We start from the raw sequence: 17,967 nt of genomic DNA on the forward strand, positions 1-17,967 counted from the left end.
GACGGCTGCGTACTTCTCAGAGGTGGCGGCGTCGACCGGCGGCATGCCGGTCGTACTCCTCCCGGGCCTCGACCGCGGCGCTGCGCTCCGCCGTCTCGGCCACAGGAACATCCCACCACGCCTGTGCGGGAGGCGGGCCCGACACTGTGTCTGCCGTTTCGGTCTCGACGTAGACACATGTGGGGCGGGTGGCGTCGCGCGCCGCGGCGAGCGCTTCGCGCAGGTCACGCACGGTCTTGGCGCGGTGCACCGTCATCCCGAGGCTGGCCGCGTTCGCGGCGAGGTCGACGGGCAGCGGAGCCCCTTCGTACGCGCCCTTCTCCCCCGCGAACCGGTACTGCGTGGCGAAGCCCTCGGCGCCGACGGACGCGGAGAGGCCGCCGATGGACGCGTACCCGTGGTTCTGCAGGATGACCATCTTGACCGGGATGTTCTCCTGGACCGCGGTGACGATCTCCGTCGGCAGCATCAGATACGTGCCGTCGCCGACGAGCGCCCACACGGGCCGGCCGGGCGCGGCGAGCGCGACGCCGAGCGCGGCGGGGATCTCGTAGCCCATGCAGGAGTACCCGTACTCGACGTGGTACTGGTCGCGGGAGCGGGCCCGCCACAGCTTGTGCAGGTCGCCGGGGAGGGAGCCCGCGGCGTTGATGAGGATGTCGTCGCCGGTCACCAACTCGTCGAGTACGCCGAGGACTTGGGTCTGGGTGGGGCGTACGAGCTCGTCCTCGGCAGTGAAGCAGGCGTCGACGCGGTGCTCCCAGCGCTCCTTGTCCTCGGTGTACTCGGCGACGTACGCGGGCTCGGCGCGGCAGTCGTCGTCGAGCGCCCCGCGCAGTGCGGTGAGCCCCGTGCGGGCGTCGGCGACGAGCGGTTTCGCGGACAGCTTGTGGGCGTCGAAGGCGGCGACGTTCAGGTTGAGGAAGCGGACGTCGGGGTTCGCGAAGAGGGTGGCGGAGGCCGTCGTGAAGTCCGTGTACCGGGTGCCGACGCCGATCACGAGGTCGGCGGTGCGGGCCAGCTCGTTGGCGGTGGCGGTGCCGGTGTGGCCGATGCCGCCGACGTCGGCGGGGTGGTCGTGCAGCAGCGAGCCCTTGCCGGCCTGGGTGGAGGCGACGGGGATGCGGGTGGCGTCGGCGAAGTCCTTCAGCGCGTCCTCGGCGCCGCTGTGGTGGACGCCGCCACCGGCGACGAGGAGCGGGCGGCGGGCATGCTTCAACTCCCGTACGGCGTTGGCCAGTTCCTCCGCGTCCGGTGCGGGGCGACGCACGACCCACACCCGGTCCCGGAAGAACTCCTCCGGCCAGTCGAAGCCTTCCGCCTGCACGTCCTGCGGCAGCGCCAGCGTGACCGCGCCCGTGTCGACGGGGTCGGTGAGCACGCGCATCGCCTGGAGCGCGGCCGGGATCAGCCGCTCGGGACGCTCGATCCGGTCGAAGTACTTGGAGACCGGCCGCAGGCAGTCGTTGACCGACACGTCGCCCGCGTACGGGACTTCGAGCTGCTGGAGCACCGGATCGGCGGGCCGGGTCGCGAACACGTCGCCGGGGAGCAGGAGTACGGGCAGGTGGTTGATGGTGGCGAGGGCGGCGCCGGTGACGAGGTTGGTGGCGCCGGGGCCGATCGAGGTGGTGACGGCGTGCGTGGACAGGCGGTCGCACTGGCGCGCGTAGCCGACGGCGGCGTGCACCATCGCCTGTTCGTTGCGGCCCTGGTGGAAGGGCATGTCGTCGCCGTACTGGAGGAGCGCCTGGCCGAGCCCGGCGACGTTGCCGTGGCCGAAGATGCCCCAGGTGGCGCCGATCAGCCGCCGCCGGGCGCCGTCGCGCTCCGTGTACTGGCCGCCGAGGAAGCGGACGAGGGCCTGGGCGACGGTGAGCCGTACCGTTCGGGTCGTCATCGGTATCCCTCCGTGGCGTGATCGGGGTGGAAGCAGATCCTCCACTCCCTCTCGTCCCCCGGGCCCGCCATGACGTTCAGGTAGTACATGGCGTGCCCCGGCTGGGCGATCGAAGGTCCGTGCCAGCCGTCGGGGACGAGCACGGTGTCACCGGAGCGGACCTCGGCGAGGAGATCGGTGCCGCCGGGCCTGGACGGGGACACGCGCTGATATCCGTACCCCTCGGGGCCGCCCTCGCGCCCCTCGATCTCGAAGTAGTAGATCTCCTCGAGCAGCGTCTCCTCGCCGGGCCGGCGCTCGTCGTGCTTGTGCGGCGGGTACGAGGACCAGTTCCCGCCGGGGGTGATCACCTCCACGGCGATGAGCTGATCGCAGTCGAAGGCGTCGGCGGAGGCGAAGTTGCGCACCTGGCGCGCGCTCTGCCCGCCGCCCCTGTCCTCGACGGAAACCTCCGGCGCGGGGCCGTAGCGGACGGGGAGTCGTCGACCGCATTTCGCTCCTGCCAGGGCGAACCGGCCTCCCGCACCGGAGGAGATCTCCACGCTGCTGTCGCGCGGTACGTAGGCGAAGTCACTCACCGAGCTGAATACGCTGCCCCTGCCCGCCAGTTCGAGGTTCATCCCCTCCGCGCGGACGGAACATCCGCCGGACAGCGGCAGCACGATCCACTCGCTCTCCCCGGTGTCGAAGGCGTGCGTCTGCCCGGCCCCGAGTTCGAGGATCCGCAGCCCGGCCCGGGACCAGCCGACCTTGTCGGGGTCGACGGACAGGGCGTAGGGCCCGTCGGCGGCGCTGCCGCGTGGAAGGTGCGTCATCCCTCTACTCTCCTCCTAGGCGTCCGTACGTGTGCTGCGCAGCAGGCCGACGGCCGTGTCGACGGCGCCGGCCACGTCGCCGTCGGCCGGGTAGAGCAGCGAGCGGCCCACCACGAGCCCCTGAACGGTGGGCAGTCGCAGCGCGGCCCGCCACTTCTCGTACGTGGCGTCCTGGTCGCCGTCCTTGATGTCGCCGCCGAGCAGCACGGCGGGCAGGGCGGAGGTCTCCATGACCCGGGCCATGTCGTCGGGGTCGTCGGTGACCGGGAGCTTCAGCCAGGTGTACGCGGAGGTGCCGCCGAGGCCCGAGGCGACGGCGATCGACGTGGTGACGCTCCCGGGGCTCAAGTCGGCGCGCAGCAGACCGGTTTCGGGGTCGCGGTGGCTGAGGAACGGCTCGACGAACAGGGGCAGCCGGCGCGCGGCCATGGCGTCGACGGCGCGGGCGGCGGCCTCAAGCGTGCGGACGGACCCGGAGCCCGGGTCGTCGTAGTCGAGGCGGAGCAGCAGCTTCCCGGCGTCGAGGCCGAAGCGCTCCAGGTCCTCGGCCCGGTATCCGGTGAACCGGTCGTCGAGCTCGAAGGAGGCCCCGGCGAGCCCGCCCCGGTTCATGGAGCCGATGACGAGCTTGCCGTCGAGGACGCCGAGCAGCAGCAGGTCCTCGACGACGTCGGCGGAGGCCAGCACGCCGTCCACGCCCGGCCGGGCCAGCGCGACGCACAGCCGCCGCAGCAGATCGGCCCGGTCGGCCATGGCGTAGGCGCGGTCCCCGACGCCGAGCGCGCCCCGGGCCGGATGGTCGGCGGCCACGATCATCAGCCGCCGCCCCGCGCCGAGCAGCGCCCGCCGCTTCCGCCGCCCCGCGGCCTCGGCGACGGCCTCCGGCTCCTCGGCGCGGACGCGGGCAAGCCACCGGAGGTCCACGCCCTCTGCGTCACTCAAGCCCGGCTCCTCCCCTTCGGGGCGACACTCCGCAACGTCCGTCGCCCGACAGATCTAGACCCGCACGACCCCCCTGTCAAGACTTTGTCCTGACATTCGGACGACGCCTTGACACCTCTCTCCGGACAGCTTGAGGCTGGCTTCATGACGACCACGCCCGCGCGCATCCGCATCGGCTCGGCCCCCGACTCCTGGGGCGTCTGGTTTCCCGACGACCCGCAGCAGGTCCCGTACCGGCGTTTTCTCGACGAGGTGGCCGAGGCCGGGTACGAGTGGATCGAGCTGGGGCCGTACGGCTATCTGCCCTCGGACCCGCGCGTCCTCGCCGAGGAGACGGGCAGCCGCGGCCTCAAGGTCTCGGCGGGCACGGTGTTCACGGGCCTGCACCACGGCCCGGCGGTGTGGGAGAAGACGTGGGAGCACGTGTCGTCCATCGCGGAGCTCACCCGGGCGATGGGCGCCGAGCACCTGGTCGTCATCCCGTCCTTCTGGCGCGACGACAAGACGGGCGAGGTGCTCGAGGACTCGCGCCTGACCGCCGAGCAGTGGCGCCACCTGGCGGCCCAGACCGAACGCCTCGGCCGCGAGATCGGCGACCGCTACGGGCTGAAGCTGGTCTTCCACCCGCACGCCGACACGCACGTCGACTCGGAGGAGAACGTCACGCGGCTCCTCGACGCCACCGACCCGGACCTCGTGTCGCTGTGCCTGGACACGGGCCACTACGCGTACTGCGGCGGCGACAGCGTCAAGCTCATCGAGACGTACGGGGAGCGGATCGGCTATCTGCACCTGAAGCAGGTGGACCCGGCGGTCCTCGCCACGGTCCGCGAGCAGGGCACCCCGTTCGGCCCGGCCGTGGCGCAGGGCGTCATGGTGGAGCCCCCGCGCGGCGTGCCGGAACTGGAGCCGGTCCTGGCCGCGGCGGGCAGGCTGGACATCGACCTGTTCGCGATCGTCGAGCAGGACATGTACCCGTGCGAACCCGACCGCCCCTTCCCGGTCGCCGACCGCACACGCCGCTACCTGCGCTCCTGCGGGGTTTGACGCCCCTCCTGTCCACTCGCACGCCGGAGTATGCGCCTGCGACGCGCCCCCTTTGCATCATTCGCGTCACAAACGCCCGCATCGCGTCACACATGTCAGGCCTACGCGGGTTCTGCGTCACAGAGGCCCCACAGGCCCTCCCTTCATCCCGGGTCACCTCGTTCTCCGGGCACAGGCTGAGTTGATCACGGGCGGCACCCCCGGCCGCCGTGAGCACCGCCAGGGAGGAGCCACCGATGAGCGACCGCAGGCTCTGGTCGTACAAGGACATCGCCGCACACATTCGCGTGCAGCCCGACACCGTCCGCTCGTACCGCAAGCACGGTCTGCTGCCCCCGCCGGACCACGTGGAGTCGGGCAAGCCCTACTGGTACGCCGACACGGTGCGCGCCTGGGTGGCCTCCCGCCCGAGCAACCGGGGCCGCAAGGACTGACCACGGGCGCCGGGCCGTACGGACGCGCGGCCCGGCGCTCACACTGCGACACCTCCGGCCCCGCCATAAACTTCGGGACAAATCACCCAAGGTGACCGAAAGTTGCCGGCACGCCGGAGGGACCCCAGTGACGCAGCAGCCCCAGCCGCCCTTCGGGGCACCTCAGGCCCGCATCCCCCAGCAGCCACCCCCACCAGGACCGCAGATCCGCCCCGGCCTCTGGAAGCGCTGCCTCTGGGGCGGCCTGGCACTGTGGGTCCTGACGGCGATTGTCACGTACGCCACGCAGAACACCACGCTGCTGCCCACGCTCATCCTGCTGGGCAGCTTCCTCACGCCGGCGGTCTTCGTCCTGTGGGCGTACGAGCGGCACGGCCGCGACCTGGGCGTGAGCCTGATCCTGGGCTGCTTCCTGGTGGGCGGCATCCTCGGCGTGCTCGGCGCTTCGGTCATGGAGTACTACCTCGTCCACCCCTCGGCCTGGATGTTCGTGGCCGTCGGCCTGATCGAGGAGGCGGCCAAGCTGCTCGCCCTCGTCTACGTACTGCACCGCCACCCGCGCATCAGCGGGCTGCGCGCGGGCCTGGTGCTCGGCGCCACGGTCGGCTTCGGCTTCGCGGCCTTCGAGAGCGCGGGCTACGCGTTCAACGCGGCGATCACCATGAAGGGCATCGACCTGCGGGCCCTCCTGGAGACGGAGGTGCTGCGCGGACTGCTCGCCCCCTTCGGCCACGGCCTGTGGACGGCGATCTCCGGAGCGGTCCTGCTCTCCTTCCGCCGCCCGGACGGCCGCTACCGCCTCGCGGCGCCGGTCATCGGCACCTACCTGGGCGTCGCGCTCCTGCACGCGCTCTGGGACTCGATGCACGGCATCGCGCTCTGGCTGGTGGCCAGGCTGACCACCTCCGGCCTGGACCGCAGCCTCTTCGCGGAGGGCTACATTCCCGAGCCCACCGAGGCCCAGCAGCACCTGTTCACGCTCTTCTCGGTCGGCGGACTGGCCGTCATCACGCTCCTGGCACTCACCTGGGTGCGTTCACTCGCACGCCGGGATCCTTCTTGGAGAAGTACCCCCTAGGGGTATAGGGTCGAGCGCATCAAGAGACGCCCCTCATCACCAAGGAGTACGCCATGAGCGCCCACACCGAACTCCCCCAGGCCGACGTCGAGTCCACCGGCTCCTGCTGCGGCGGCGCCTGCCACAGCGACACCGCGGCCACCGAGGGCGCGTTCACGGCCGTGTACGAGGTGAAGGGCATGACGTGCGGCCACTGCGAGGGCGCGGTCGCCGGCGAGATCTCCGAGCTCGACGGCGTCACCTCGGTCCAGGCCTCCGCCGCGACGGGCCAGGTCACGGTCGCCTCCACGGCCCCGCTCGACGAGGAGGCGGTCCGCGCGGCGGTGGACGAGGCGGGCTACGAACTGGTCTGAGCCCTCGGCACCCATCGCCGCGCCCGCCGTTCAGAGGCGGGCGCGGCGTTGGTCTTTCCGCCGGGCTTTGCGGCGACAAACAGCCCACCGCGACGCAAATTCACCTAGAGAGCCCTAGAGACTCCTAGAGAGGACCCAGAGAGCTCTGGACCTCCACACAATCCACACGGCACAATTGCAGCACTCCCCCACAGAGGCCGATATCCCCATATCGGACCTCTTGCGCACGCACGGGACATATGCAAGAGACGCAGATCACACTGGTCTGGACGTAACCCTTTGCGGCTCTCGTGAGTCTAAGGGGGCGATGCAGGAACGTCTTGGGGGACGTTTCCGCACCGGAGGGCCCGCCTTGGGGGGCGGTCCCGACAGCGTTGGCCGGGGCACGTGCGCCGGGAAGCTTGAGCGGCCCGCCCGTCGGTACGTGTTCCGGCGGCCTACGCATCACAGACCCCCAGGCCGGATCCCGTGGGGGGAATCCGACCCGGGTAAAGGAAAGCGCCCCGACTGTCGGCCCGTGGGGGGACCGACAGCGGGGCGCTTTCTGCTGCGCAGCTCGACCCGGCTTCGTTGCGGTGGGGCGGGGTTACGGTTTCGGGGCGCTGCCCCGGACCCCGCTCCTCAATCGCCGGAGGGGCTTGATATGCCGAACCGACGCCGGGTGAAGATCAACTAGCGCTGCTCGACCGGGATGAAGTCGCGCTCGACGACGCCCGTGTAGATCTGGCGCGGGCGGCCGATGCGGGAGCCCGGCTCCTTGATCATCTCGTGCCACTGGGCGATCCAGCCCGGAAGCCGGCCGAGGGCGAAGAGGACCGTGAACATCTCGGTCGGGAAGCCCATGGCCCGGTAGATCAGGCCGGTGTAGAAGTCGACGTTCGGGTAGAGCTTGCGCTCGACGAAGTAGTCGTCGGAGAGCGCGTGCTCCTCCAGCTTCAGGGCGATGTCGAGCAGCTCGTCGGACTTGCCGAGCGCCGAGAGGACATCGTGCGCCGCCGCCTTGATGATCTTCGCCCGCGGGTCGAAGTTCTTGTAGACGCGGTGCCCGAAGCCCATGAGCTTCACGCCGTCTTCCTTGTTCTTCACCTTGCGGATGAAGGCGTCGACGTCGCCGCCGTCGCGCTGGATGCCCTCGAGCATCTCGAGCACCGACTGGTTGGCGCCACCGTGCAGCGGACCCCACAGCGCGGAGATACCGGCGGAGATCGACGCGAACATGTTGGCCTGCGACGAGCCCACCAGGCGCACCGTGGACGTCGAGCAGTTCTGCTCGTGGTCCGCGTGCAGGATGAGCAGCTTGTCGAGCGCGGAGACGACGACCGGGTCCGGCACGTACTCCTGGGCCGGCACGGAGAACGTCATGCGCAGGAAGTTCTCGACGTAGCCGAGGTCGTTGCGCGGGTAGACGAACGGGTGGCCGATCGACTTCTTGTAGGCGTACGCCGCGATCGTCGGCAGCTTCGCGAGCAGCCGGATCGTCGAGAGGTGACGCTGCTGCTCGTCGAACGGGTTGTGGCTGTCCTGGTAGAAGGTGGACAGCGCGGAGACCACGGAGGACAGCATGGCCATCGGGTGGGCGTCCCGCGGGAAGCCGTCGAAGAACCGCTTCACGTCCTCGTGCAGGAGCGTGTGCCCGGTGATCTCGTTCTTGAAGGTGGAGAGCTCGTCGACCGTCGGGAGCTCGCCGTTGATCAGCAGGTAGGCGACCTCGGTGAAGGTCGAGCTCTCGGCCAGCTGCTCGATCGGGTAGCCGCGGTAACGCAGGATGCCCTGCTCACCGTCGAGATAAGTGATCGCGGATTTATAGGCGGCGGTGTTGCCGTATCCGCTGTCGAGGGTCACCAGGCCCGTCTGGGCCCGCAGCTTCCCGATGTCGAAGCCCTGGTCGCCCACGGTGCTGTCGATCACCGGGTAGGTGTACTCGTCGTCGCCGTACTGGAGTACTACAGCCTTCTCGTTCTGCTCGCTCACGTCATCCCTCACCGACGTAGTGCCTCTTCTTCGAGGTGCCCTGACTGTCTCTACCTTCCCCCACTTGGCCCAGCAGAGTGCACTCGGGGTCGCCCATTGGGCTCATCGACGGCACTCAGTGCCGCCAACTTGCTCATCCTGCCCCCTTCGCCCTGGTTCCGGAAGTGCTTGTGACCTTCGTGACGCATCTGATCGATCAAATCTTTTGAACGGCAGCGCCTGACAGCCGGAAATTCAGGGCGGTACACCGCCTACCAGCCGAAATCGTACGCACCGCCTGGCCGATCGCTCTGCGCGAACCGACCAGAACGACGAGCTTCTTGGCGCGGGTGACCGCCGTGTACAGGAGATTGCGCTGGAGCATCATCCACGCCCCGGTCGTGACGGGGATCACCACGCACGGGTACTCGCTGCCCTGGGAGCGGTGGATGGTCACAGCGTAGGCATGCGCCAGCTCGTCCAGCTCGTCGAAGTCGTAGGGGACTTCCTCGTCCTCGTCCGTGCGGACGGTGAGTCTCTGCTCCTCGGAGTCGAGGGACGTGACGACGCCGACCGTGCCGTTGAAGACGCCGTTGGCCCCCTTCTCGTAGTTGTTCCTGATCTGGGTGACCTTGTCGCCCACCCGGAAGACGCGGCCGCCGAAGCGCTTCTCGGGGAGGTCCGGGCGGCCGGGCGTGATCGCCTGCTGGAGCAGTCCGTTGAGATTGCCCGCGCCCGCGGGACCCCGGTGCATCGGCGCGAGCACCTGGACGTCGCGCCGCGGGTCGAGGCCGAACGTGGCGGGGATCCGGCGGGCCGCGACATCGACGGTCAGCCGGCCCGCCTCCTCCGTGTCGTCCTCGACGAACAGGAAGAAGTCCTTGAGTCCCGAAGTGATCGGCTGGGTACCGGAGTTGATGCGGTGGGCGTTCGTGACGACGCCGGACTCCTGGGCCTGCCGGAAGATCCGCGTCAGCCGCACGGCCGGCACGGGGCTCTCCTCGGCCAGCATGTCGCGCAGCACCTCCCCCGCTCCGACGCTCGGCAGCTGGTCCACGTCCCCCACGAACAGCAGGTGCGCCCCGGGCGGCACCGCCTTCGCCAGCTTGTTGGCCAGCAGCAGGTCCAGCATCGAGGCCTCGTCGACCACGACAAGATCGGCGTCGAGCGGCCGCTCCTTGTCGTACGCGGCGTCCCCGCCGGGCTTGAGCTCAAGGAGGCGGTGGACCGTGGACGCCTCGGCCCCGGTCAGCTCGGCGAGCCGCTTGGCGGCGCGGCCCGTGGGCGCGGCCAGCACGACCTTGGCGCGCTTGGCGCGGGCCAGCTCCACGACGGACCGTACGGTGAACGACTTTCCGCAGCCGGGGCCGCCGGTGAGCACGGCCACCTTCTTGCTGAGCGCGAGCTTGACCGCCTCCTCCTGCTCGGGCGCGAGCTGCGCGCCCGTGCGGTCGGCGAGCCAGGCGAGCGCTTTGTCCCACGCCACGTCCTGGAAGGCGGGCATCCGGTCCTCCTGAGTGCGCAGCAGTCTGAGCAGCTGGGCGGAGAGGGAGAGTTCGGCCCGGTGGAAGGGGACCAGGTAGATCGCGGTGACCGGCTGACCGTCCTCGCCCGGCACCGTCTCGCGTACCACTCCGGGCTCGCCGGAATCCTCGTCGGGCAGGGCCAGTTCGGCCAGGCAGTCGATGACGAGGCCGGTGTCCACCTGGAGCAGCTTCACGGCGTCCGCGATGAGCCGCTCCTCGGGCAGGAAACAGTGCCCCTGGTCGGTGGACTGCGAAAGGGCGTACTGGAGACCGGCCTTGACCCGCTCCGGGCTGTCGTGCGGGATGCCCACGGACTGGGCGATGCGGTCGGCGGTGAGGAAGCCGATGCCCCAGACGTCGGCGGCGAGCCGGTACGGCTGGTTCTTCACGACGGAGATGGAGGCGTCGCCGAACTTCTTGTAGATGCGCACGGCGATGGAGGTCGAGACGCCGACCGACTGGAGGAAGACCATGACCTCCTTGATGGCCTTCTGTTCCTCCCAGGCGTCGGCGATCTTCTTCGTCCGCTTGGGGCCGAGGCCCGGCACCTCGATGAGGCGCTTCGGCTCCTGCTCGATGATGTCGAGGGTGTCGAGCCCGAAGTGCTGCGTGATGCGGTCGGCGAAGACCGGGCCGATGCCCTTGACCAGGCCGGAACCGAGATAGCGGCGGATGCCCTGGATCGTGGCCGGGAGGATCGTCGTGTAGTTCTCGACCGTGAACTGCTTGCCGTACTGCGGGTGGGAGCCCCAACGGCCCTCCATCCGCAGCGACTCCCCCACCTGCGCCCCGAGCAGCGAGCCGACGACGGTCAGCAGATCCCCCGCGCCTCTGCCGGTGTCGACCCGGCCGACCGTGTACCCCGTCTCCTCGTTGGCGTACGTGATCCGCTCGAGGACACCCTCGAGCCGCGCCATCTGCCGCGCGCCGGCAGCCGCCTGCTGGTTCGCCATGATCCGACGTTAGCGGGCGGGTCCGACAACGCGGGAGGGGCCGCCGGGCCCCGCTCCGAGGGGGTGGGGCTCAGATGCCGCCCATCGGCTCCGGGTCGACGCGCACGGGGGTGCCCCAGACCCGGACGACCTCGTAGTCCGTGAACTCGTGGACCAGGCGGTACGCCATCGCCGCGTCCGGGCGGCGGCGCTGGGCCGCCAGGTAGAGGTCCGCCTCGCGGCGGTCGTGGCGGGGGGTGCCGCAGAGCTGCCACACCTGCCCGTTCCACATCTCCGGGATCCAGCGCTGCTGGGGCTGCGGGCGGTCCTCGCGGGTGCCGTAGCGGGAGAGCACGGGGCGCTCCGCGGTCGGGCGGGCGGCCGGGCCCGGCTCGCCCGAGATCTGGGAGCGGCGGGCCTTGCGGCGGCGGGTCTCGCAGAACAGGCACAGGTCGGGGGCGGATTCCTCGACCGGGCCGTAGGGGTGCTCCTTGCAGCGGGTCGTCGGCTTGTCGCCGGACACCGCGTCGTCGAGCTGGTCGAGGGCGCGGGTCAGGTCGCCGCGGATCTCGTGCAGCACGTCGTCCGGAGTGTCGCCGGTCAGCTTCTCGCCGTGCTCGCCGAGTACGCGGAGGGCTCTGCCGAGTGCGGTGAGCTGCGCGTGGTTCACGTCCTGGGCTCCGTCTCCGTCATCCGTGGTGCGTTGCGGTTCCTCCACCTTCGCACGCGGCACCGACAATTCCGTTCGGCCCGTGACGTGGTTGCGGTCGCGGGGCTCCGCCCCGGGCCCCGCGCCTCAATCGCCGGCGGGGCTTCAAAGGATCGGGGCTCTGCCCCGTACCCCGCGGGCTCTCGTCCAAGAGCGGGGCTTGAATTGCTCACCTGGCGCTCAGAGCCCCATCCCCCATCACGATCCCGTTACGACCACCCCGACCCCTCTTGCCCCAGCCCCGTGTAATCGATTCCAATCCTCCGTGTAATCGATTCCATGGAGCCACAAGGAGGTGGCGCGATGGCGAGTATCAAGGATGTCGCGGCCGCGGCCGGGGTTTCCGTTGCCACGGTTTCCCGCGTCCTGAACAGCCATCCGTCCGTCAGCCCGGACGCCCGCACCCGGGTGCTGGCCGCCGTGGAATCGCTCGGGTACCGGCCCAACGCCGTGGCCCGTTCGCTGCGCACCGCGCAGACGCGGACGCTCGGGCTCGTCATCAGTGACGTGCTCAATCCGTACTTCGGTGAGCTGACGCGGGCCGTCGAGGACGAGGCCCGCGGGCTCGGCTACAGCGTGATCATCGGCAACGCCGACGAACGGCCCGAGCTCCAGGACCACCACGTACGCACGCTGCTCGACCGGCGCATCGACGGGCTGCTCGTCTCCCCCACCGACGGCGCCTCGCCGCTGATGCTGGACGCGGCGCGGGCCGGGACGCCCATGGTCTTCGTCGACCGGTGGATCCCCGGCGTGGACGTCCCGGTCGTGCGCTCCGACGGGCGCGGTGCCGTGCGGGACCTCGTCGCGCATCTGCACGCGCTCGGGCACCGGCGGCTCGCGATCATCGCGGGGCCCGCCGCCACGACGACCGGCAGCGAGCGCGTCGACGCCTTCCGGGAGGCCCTCGCCTCGTACGAGCTGGAGCTGCCCGACGCGTACATCGGGCAGGGCGACTTCCAGGCCGACAGCGGGCGGCGCGTCACCGAGGCCTTCCTCGATCTGCCGGAGCCGCCGCAGGCCGTCTTCGCGGCCGACAACCTGATGGCGCTCGGCGCGCTCGACGCCGTCCGCGCGCGCGGGCTGCGCGTCCCGGACGACATCGCGGTCGCCGCGTTCGACGACATCCCGTGGTTCGTGCACACCGATCCGCCGATCACGGCGATCGCCCAGCCCACCAAGGATCTCGGCCGGGCCGCCGTGCGCGCCCTGGTCGACCGCATCGAGGGGCGGGTGCCCGAGTCGGTCGCCCTCCCCGCCCACCTCGTCGTACGGCGCTCCTGCGGCGAACCCCCACAGACGCCCACCTCAATGGAGAGGAGCAACGGATGAGCAGCTCCGAAGAGTTGCTGCGAATCGAAGGGATACGGAAGACCTTCCCCGGCGTGGTCGCGCTCGACAGCGTCGACTTCGACCTGCGGCGCGGGGAGGTGCACGTCCTGCTCGGTGAGAACGGGGCCGGCAAGAGCACGCTGATCAAGATGCTCTCCGGTGCCTATACGCCCGACGAGGGCCGGATCACCGTCGGCGGCGAGCAGGTCCGTATCAGCGGTGCGCAGGACGCCGAACGGCTCGGGATCGCGACGATCTACCAGGAGTTCAATCTCGTTCCCGATCTGACGGTCGCCGAGAACATCTTCCTGGGGCGCCAGCCCAGGCGGTTCGGGCTCATCGACCGGAAGACGATGGAGTCCGACGCCGAGAAGCTCCTCGCGCGCGTGGGCGTGAGAGTGTCGCCACGCGCGCGGGTGCGCGAACTGGGCATCGCCCGGCTCCAGATGGTGGAGATCGCGAAGGCGCTCAGCCTTGACGCGCGCGTGCTGATCATGGACGAGCCGACCGCCGTGCTGACCTCCGAGGAGGTCGAGAAGCTGTTCGCGATCGTGCGGCAGCTGCGTGAGGACGGTGTCGGCGTCGTCTTCATCACCCATCACCTGGAGGAGATCGCCGCTCTCGGGGACCGGGTGACCGTGATCCGCGACGGGCGCAGTGTCGGGCAGGTGCCCGCCTCCACGCCCGAGGACGAGCTCGTCCGCCTCATGGTGGGGCGCTCCATCGACCAGCAGTACCCGCGCGAGCGACCCGACGGACAGGACACGGCCCGCGCGCTCCTGAAGGTCGAGGGGCTCACCCGCGACGGCGTCTTCCACGACGTCGGCTTCGAGGTGCGGGCCGGCGAGGTCGTCGGCATCGCGGGCCTCGTCGGCGCGGGCCGTACCGAGGTCGTACGGGCCGTCTTCGGCGCCGACCCGTACGACTCCGGCACCGTCGAGGTCGCGGGCAGCGCGCTCCCCCGGCACGACGTCATCGCCGCGATGGCCGCCGGGGTCGGGCTCGTCCCCGAGGACCGCAAGGGGCAGGGCCTCGTCCTCGACCAGTCGGTGGAGGAGAACCTCGGGCTCGTCACGATGCGGACGGCGACCCGCGCCGGGTTCGTCGACCGGCAGGGCCAGCACGAGGCCGCCGAGCGGATCGCGAAGCAGCTGGGCGTCCGGATGGCCGGGCTCGGCCAGCACGTGCGCACCCTGTCCGGCGGCAACCAGCAGAAGGTCGTCATCGGCAAGTGGCTGCTCGCCGACATCAAGGTGCTGATCCTCGACGAGCCGACGCGCGGCATCGACGTCGGCGCGAAGGTCGAGATCTACCAGCTCATCAACGAGCTGACCGCCGCCGGGCACGCCGTGCTCATGATCTCCAGCGATCTGCCCGAAGTGCTCGGCATGAGCGACCGGGTCCTTGTGATGGCGCAGGGACGCATCGCCGGTGAACTCACCGCCGAGGAAGCCACCCAGGACTCCGTGATGGCACTCGCCGTCAGCAACCAGCAGCACAGCGCCTTCGAGGAGGAGGGCTCCCGTGACCACTGACACGCTCAAGAAGACACAGGCCAAGAACAGCGGGGGCCTGCTGCGGCTGCTCCTCGACAACGGCGCGCTCACCGCGCTCGTCGTCCTGGTCATCGCCATGTCGCTGATGTCCGGCGACTTCCTGACCACGCAGAACCTGCTGAACGTCGGCGTGCAGGCGGCCGTCACCGCGATCCTCGCGTTCGGCGTCACCTTCGTCATCGTCTCGGCGGGCATCGACCTGTCCGTCGGGTCGGTGGCGGCCCTGTCCGCGACCGTCCTCGCGTGGGCGGCCACCAGCGAGGGCGTGCCGGTCGTCATAGCCGTGCTGCTCGCCGTCGTCACCGGCATCGCGTGCGGCTTCGTCAACGGCCTGCTCATCTCGTACGGGAAGCTGCCGCCGTTCATCGCGACGCTGGCGATGCTGTCGGTCGGGCGCGGGCTCTCGCTCGTGATCTCGCAGGGTTCGCCGATCCCGTTCCCCGACTCGGTCTCCAAGCTCGGTGACACGCTCGGCGGCTGGCTGCCCGTGCCGGTCATCGTGATGATCGTGATGGGCCTCATCACCGCGGTCGTTCTCGGCCGTACGTTCATCGGCCGGTCCATGTACGCGATCGGCGGCAACGAGGAGGCGGCCCGCCTCTCCGGTCTGCGCGTCAAGCGGCAGAAGCTCGTCATCTACGGCCTGTCGGGCCTGTTCGCCGCGGTCGCGGGCATCGTGCTCGCCTCCCGGCTCGCCTCCGCGCAGCCGCAGGCCGCGAACGGCTACGAGCTGGACGCCATCGCCGCCGTCGTCATCGGCGGCGCCTCCCTCGCGGGCGGCACGGGCAAGGCGTCGGGCACGTTCATCGGCGCGCTGATCCTCGCCGTGCTCCGCAACGGCCTCAACCTCCTCTCCGTGTCCGCGTTCTGGCAGCAGGTCGTCATCGGCGTCGTCATCGCCCTTGCGGTGCTGCTCGACACCGCGCGCCGCAAGGCCGGTGCGCAGCCCGCCGCCGCGGGCGCCGGGACCGGCGGACCCAAGCAGCGGATGCAGTACCTGATCGCGGCCGTCGTCGCCGTCGCGATCGTCGGCGGCCTCGCGGTGTGGAACAACACCGGCGGCTCCGGCGGAAGTAAGGACCTCAAGCTCGGCATGGCCGTGTCCACGCTCAACAACCCGTTCTTCACGGAGATGCGGGCGGGCGCGCAGGCCGAGGCGAAGAAGCAGGGCGTCGAGCTGACCGTCACCGACGCGCAGAACGACGCCTCTCAGCAGGCCAACCAGCTGCAGAACTTCACCAGTGAGGGCATGAGCGCCGTCATCGTGAACCCGGTCGACTCCGACGCCGTCGGCCCGTCCGTGCGCACCGCCAACGACGCCGACATCCCCGTCGTCGCCGCCGACCGAGGCGTCAACAAGGCGAAGGCCGCGACCCTAGTCGCCTCCGACAACGTCGCGGGCGGCAAGCAGGCCGCGAAGGTCATGGCCGACAAGCTGGGCGGCAAGGGGAAGATCGCGGTCCTGCAGGGCCAGGCCGGTACGTCGGCCAGCCGCGAGCGCGGCGCGGGCTTCGCCGCCGGGCTCAAGAAGTACCCGGGCATCAAGGTCGTCGCCAAGCAGCCCGCGGACTTCGACCGCACCAAGGGCCTCGACGTCATGACGAACATGCTCCAGTCGCACCCCGACGTCGACGGCGTCTTCGCCGAGAACGACGAGATGGCGCTCGGCGCGATCAAGGCGCTCGGCTCCAAGGCCGGCAAGTCCGTCCCCGTCATCGGCTTCGACGGCACCCCCGACGGCTTCAAGGCCGTCAAGGCGGGCACGCTGTACGCCTCCGTGGCCCAGCAGCCGCGCGAGCTGGGGAAGATGGCCGTGCAGAACGCGATCTCCGCGGCGAAGGACAAGAAGATCTCCTCGGCCGTGAAGGTGCCGGTGAAGGTCGTCACGGCGAAGAACGTCGCCGACTTCAAGTGACGCACTCGTACGGGACGCACTCGTACTGAACGCACTCGTACCCTTTGGCGTGACGTACGAAGAAAGGCACAGGATGAACACGTACGACCTGCTCGTCGTGGGGTCGGCCAACGCCGACCTGGTGATCGGCGTCGACCGGCGGCCGGCCGCGGGCGAGACCGTCCTCGGCTCCGACCTGACGACCCACCCCGGCGGCAAGGGCGCCAACCAGGCGGTCGCCGCCGCCAAGCTGGGGGCCCGTACGGCGCTGCTCGCGCGGGTCGGCGACGACGGGCACGGCAGGCTGCTGCGCGACTCGATGGAGGCGGCGGGCGTGGACACGTCCGGCGTGCTGGTCGGCGGGGCGCCCACCGGGGTCGCGCTGATCACCGTCGACCCGTCGGGCGACAACTCGATCGTCGTGTCGCCGGGGGCGAACGGGCGGCTCACGCCCGAGGACGTACGGGCGGCGGGCGGGCTGTTCGCGAACGCGCGGGTCGTCTCGATGATGCTGGAGATCCCGCTGGAGACCGTCGCGGAGGTCGCGCGCAGCCTGTCGGACGACGCGCGGCTCGTCCTCAACCCCTCGCCGCCCGCCCCGCTCCCCGACGAGGTCCTCGCGGCCTGCGACCCGCTGATCGTCAACGAGCACGAGGCGAAGGTCATCGCGGGTACCGACCTCGGCGACGCCCCCGAGGACTGGGCACGGCAGCTGCTGACGCTCGGCCCCCGCTCGGTCGTCGTCACGCTCGGCTCCGAGGGCGCACTTGTCGCGGACGCGGCGGGCTCGCGGCGGATCGCGGCGGTGAAGGTGAAGGCCGTCGACACGACGGGCGCCGGTGACGCGTTCACGGCGGCGCTCGCGTGGCGGCTCGGCACTGGCGAGTCGCTCGCCGAGGCCGCCTCCTACGCCGCCAAGGTGGGCGCCGTGGCGGTCACGAAGGAGGGCGCGCAGGCCTCGTACCCGACCGCCGAGGAGGTCGCCGCCCTGTGCTGTGTCTTCCCGGGGGACAACCCCCGGACCCCCGGCCGGAAGAGCGGGCCCGACGGTCTGGAGGGCAACGCCGGACGAGGTGGGTCCCAGTGAAGCGAGCCGGAATACTCAACCGCCATCTCGCGGGCGCCCTCGCCGAGTTGGGGCACGGCGACGGGGTGCTGGTCTGCGACGCGGGCATGCCGATCCCGGCGGGGCCGCGCGTCGTCGACCTGGCCTTCCGGGCCGGGGTGCCGTCCTTCGCGGAGGTCCTCGACGGGCTGCTCGACGAGCTGGTGGTGGAGGCGGCGACGGCGGCCCGCGAGGTCAGGGACGCGAACCCGGACACCGCCGAGCTGCTCCGGACCCGGCTGCAGCCGCTCGGCTTCGTCACGCACGAGGAGCTGAAGGCGCTGTCGGCGCACGCGCGCCTCGTCGTCCGCACGGGAGAGGCGCGCCCGTACGCGAACGTGCTGCTGCGCTGCGGGGTCTTCTTCTGATCGGCTGTCTGTGAAGCGCTGCGAGG

15 protein-coding genes are annotated in these 17,967 nt (G+C 70.7%); 9 read left to right on the forward strand and 6 right to left on the reverse strand.

The window, feature by feature from the left end; translation table 11 throughout:
- Positions 1 to 16: 16 nt before the first annotated feature.
- Genes iolD through ACFV9W_RS14685 form a run of 3 tightly spaced genes read right to left on the reverse strand, consistent with a single transcriptional unit; the run spans position 17 to position 3,657 of the window.
- The gene (gene iolD, locus ACFV9W_RS14675; protein ID WP_385759916.1) at positions 17 to 1,900 is read right to left on the reverse strand and encodes a 3D-(3,5/4)-trihydroxycyclohexane-1,2-dione acylhydrolase (decyclizing); all 1,884 of its coding nucleotides are present in this window, start codon (positions 1,898 to 1,900) and stop codon (positions 17 to 19) included.
- On the reverse strand, positions 1,897 to 2,715 hold the full coding sequence (gene iolB, locus ACFV9W_RS14680; RefSeq protein ID WP_385759920.1) for a 5-deoxy-glucuronate isomerase: 819 nt from the start codon (positions 2,713 to 2,715) through the stop codon (positions 1,897 to 1,899). The genes iolD and iolB overlap by 4 nt, the downstream gene beginning before the upstream one ends.
- 15 nt (positions 2,716 to 2,730) lie before the next feature.
- Positions 2,731 to 3,657, reverse strand: a complete 927-nt coding sequence (locus ACFV9W_RS14685) for a deoxyribose-phosphate aldolase (protein ID WP_385759923.1) — start codon at positions 3,655 to 3,657, stop codon at positions 2,731 to 2,733.
- A 144-nt stretch (positions 3,658 to 3,801) separates the two neighbouring features.
- Here ACFV9W_RS14685 and ACFV9W_RS14690 point away from each other — a divergent pair, with 144 nt between their 5' ends.
- The 4 genes from ACFV9W_RS14690 (at position 3,802) to ACFV9W_RS14705 (ending at position 6,569) form a co-directional block, all read left to right on the forward strand.
- Complete coding sequence (locus ACFV9W_RS14690) at positions 3,802 to 4,704, forward strand: sugar phosphate isomerase/epimerase family protein (RefSeq protein WP_385759925.1); 903 nt, start codon at positions 3,802 to 3,804, stop codon at positions 4,702 to 4,704.
- Between the two features lie 236 nt (positions 4,705 to 4,940).
- Positions 4,941 to 5,138, forward strand: coding sequence for a MerR family transcriptional regulator (locus ACFV9W_RS14695; RefSeq protein WP_351343131.1), 198 nt, complete (start codon positions 4,941 to 4,943; stop codon positions 5,136 to 5,138).
- 127 nt (positions 5,139 to 5,265) lie between these two features.
- Entirely contained in the window at positions 5,266 to 6,216 is a 951-nt protein-coding gene (locus ACFV9W_RS14700; RefSeq protein ID WP_385759928.1) for a PrsW family intramembrane metalloprotease, read from the forward strand.
- Positions 6,217 to 6,269: 53 nt separating this feature from the next.
- Positions 6,270 to 6,569, forward strand: a complete 300-nt coding sequence (locus ACFV9W_RS14705; protein WP_385759931.1) for a heavy-metal-associated domain-containing protein — start codon at positions 6,270 to 6,272, stop codon at positions 6,567 to 6,569.
- Between the two features lie 672 nt (positions 6,570 to 7,241).
- On the opposite strand, the gene ACFV9W_RS14710 is transcribed toward ACFV9W_RS14705, so the two are convergent.
- From ACFV9W_RS14710 to ACFV9W_RS14720, 3 genes are all read right to left on the reverse strand, one after another.
- Positions 7,242 to 8,552: a citrate synthase gene (locus ACFV9W_RS14710; RefSeq protein WP_385759934.1), complete on the reverse strand. Its 1,311-nt coding sequence runs from the start codon at positions 8,550 to 8,552 to the stop codon at positions 7,242 to 7,244.
- A gap of 184 nt (positions 8,553 to 8,736) precedes the next feature.
- Positions 8,737 to 10,998, reverse strand: a complete 2,262-nt coding sequence (locus ACFV9W_RS14715) for an ATP-dependent RecD-like DNA helicase (protein ID WP_385759937.1) — start codon at positions 10,996 to 10,998, stop codon at positions 8,737 to 8,739.
- 70 nt (positions 10,999 to 11,068) lie between these two features.
- Entirely contained in the window at positions 11,069 to 11,647 is a 579-nt protein-coding gene (locus tag ACFV9W_RS14720) for a hypothetical protein (protein ID WP_385759939.1), read from the reverse strand.
- Between the two features lie 342 nt (positions 11,648 to 11,989).
- Here ACFV9W_RS14720 and ACFV9W_RS14725 point away from each other — a divergent pair, with 342 nt between their 5' ends.
- The 5 genes from ACFV9W_RS14725 to rbsD all read left to right on the forward strand — a co-directional run bounded on the left by ACFV9W_RS14725 (position 11,990) and on the right by rbsD (position 17,941).
- Complete coding sequence (locus ACFV9W_RS14725) at positions 11,990 to 13,018, forward strand: LacI family DNA-binding transcriptional regulator (protein ID WP_385759942.1); 1,029 nt, start codon at positions 11,990 to 11,992, stop codon at positions 13,016 to 13,018.
- Positions 13,015 to 14,553: a sugar ABC transporter ATP-binding protein gene (locus ACFV9W_RS14730; protein ID WP_385759945.1), complete on the forward strand. Its 1,539-nt coding sequence runs from the start codon at positions 13,015 to 13,017 to the stop codon at positions 14,551 to 14,553. Before ACFV9W_RS14725 ends, ACFV9W_RS14730 begins: the two co-directional genes overlap by 4 nt.
- Positions 14,543 to 16,489: a substrate-binding domain-containing protein gene (locus ACFV9W_RS14735; RefSeq protein ID WP_385759949.1), complete on the forward strand. Its 1,947-nt coding sequence runs from the start codon at positions 14,543 to 14,545 to the stop codon at positions 16,487 to 16,489. The genes ACFV9W_RS14730 and ACFV9W_RS14735 overlap by 11 nt, the downstream gene beginning before the upstream one ends.
- A gap of 73 nt (positions 16,490 to 16,562) precedes the next feature.
- A complete protein-coding gene (gene rbsK, locus ACFV9W_RS14740) occupies positions 16,563 to 17,555 on the forward strand; it encodes a ribokinase (RefSeq protein WP_385759952.1) in 993 nt (330 codons plus the stop codon).
- Positions 17,552 to 17,941 carry a D-ribose pyranase gene (gene rbsD / locus ACFV9W_RS14745; RefSeq protein WP_385759955.1) on the forward strand — a complete coding sequence of 130 codons (390 nt, stop codon included), beginning with the start codon at positions 17,552 to 17,554 and terminating at the stop codon, positions 17,939 to 17,941. The genes rbsK and rbsD overlap by 4 nt, the downstream gene beginning before the upstream one ends.
- Positions 17,942 to 17,967: the final 26 nt, after the last annotated feature.

Source organism: Streptomyces sp. NPDC059897 (assembly GCF_042730865.1).
Lineage (GTDB): Bacteria > Actinomycetota > Actinomycetes > Streptomycetales > Streptomycetaceae > Streptomyces.

Excerpts from the sequence above, each read along its gene's own strand:
- iolB (WP_385759920.1), bottom strand. The coding sequence starts at position 2,715 with ATGACGCACCTTCCACGCGGCAGCGCCGCCGACGGGCCCTACGCCCTG.
- ACFV9W_RS14690 (WP_385759925.1), top strand. The coding sequence starts at position 3,802 with ATGACGACCACGCCCGCGCGCATCCGCATCGGCTCGGCCCCCGACTCC.
- rbsK (WP_385759952.1), top strand. The coding sequence starts at position 16,563 with ATGAACACGTACGACCTGCTCGTCGTGGGGTCGGCCAACGCCGACCTG.
- ACFV9W_RS14695 (WP_351343131.1), top strand. The coding sequence starts at position 4,941 with ATGAGCGACCGCAGGCTCTGGTCGTACAAGGACATCGCCGCACACATT.
- iolD (WP_385759916.1), bottom strand. The coding sequence starts at position 1,900 with ATGACGACCCGAACGGTACGGCTCACCGTCGCCCAGGCCCTCGTCCGC.
- ACFV9W_RS14730 (WP_385759945.1), top strand. The coding sequence starts at position 13,015 with ATGAGCAGCTCCGAAGAGTTGCTGCGAATCGAAGGGATACGGAAGACC.
- ACFV9W_RS14705 (WP_385759931.1), top strand. The coding sequence starts at position 6,270 with ATGAGCGCCCACACCGAACTCCCCCAGGCCGACGTCGAGTCCACCGGC.
- ACFV9W_RS14715 (WP_385759937.1), bottom strand. The coding sequence starts at position 10,998 with ATGGCGAACCAGCAGGCGGCTGCCGGCGCGCGGCAGATGGCGCGGCTC.
- ACFV9W_RS14725 (WP_385759942.1), top strand. The coding sequence starts at position 11,990 with ATGGCGAGTATCAAGGATGTCGCGGCCGCGGCCGGGGTTTCCGTTGCC.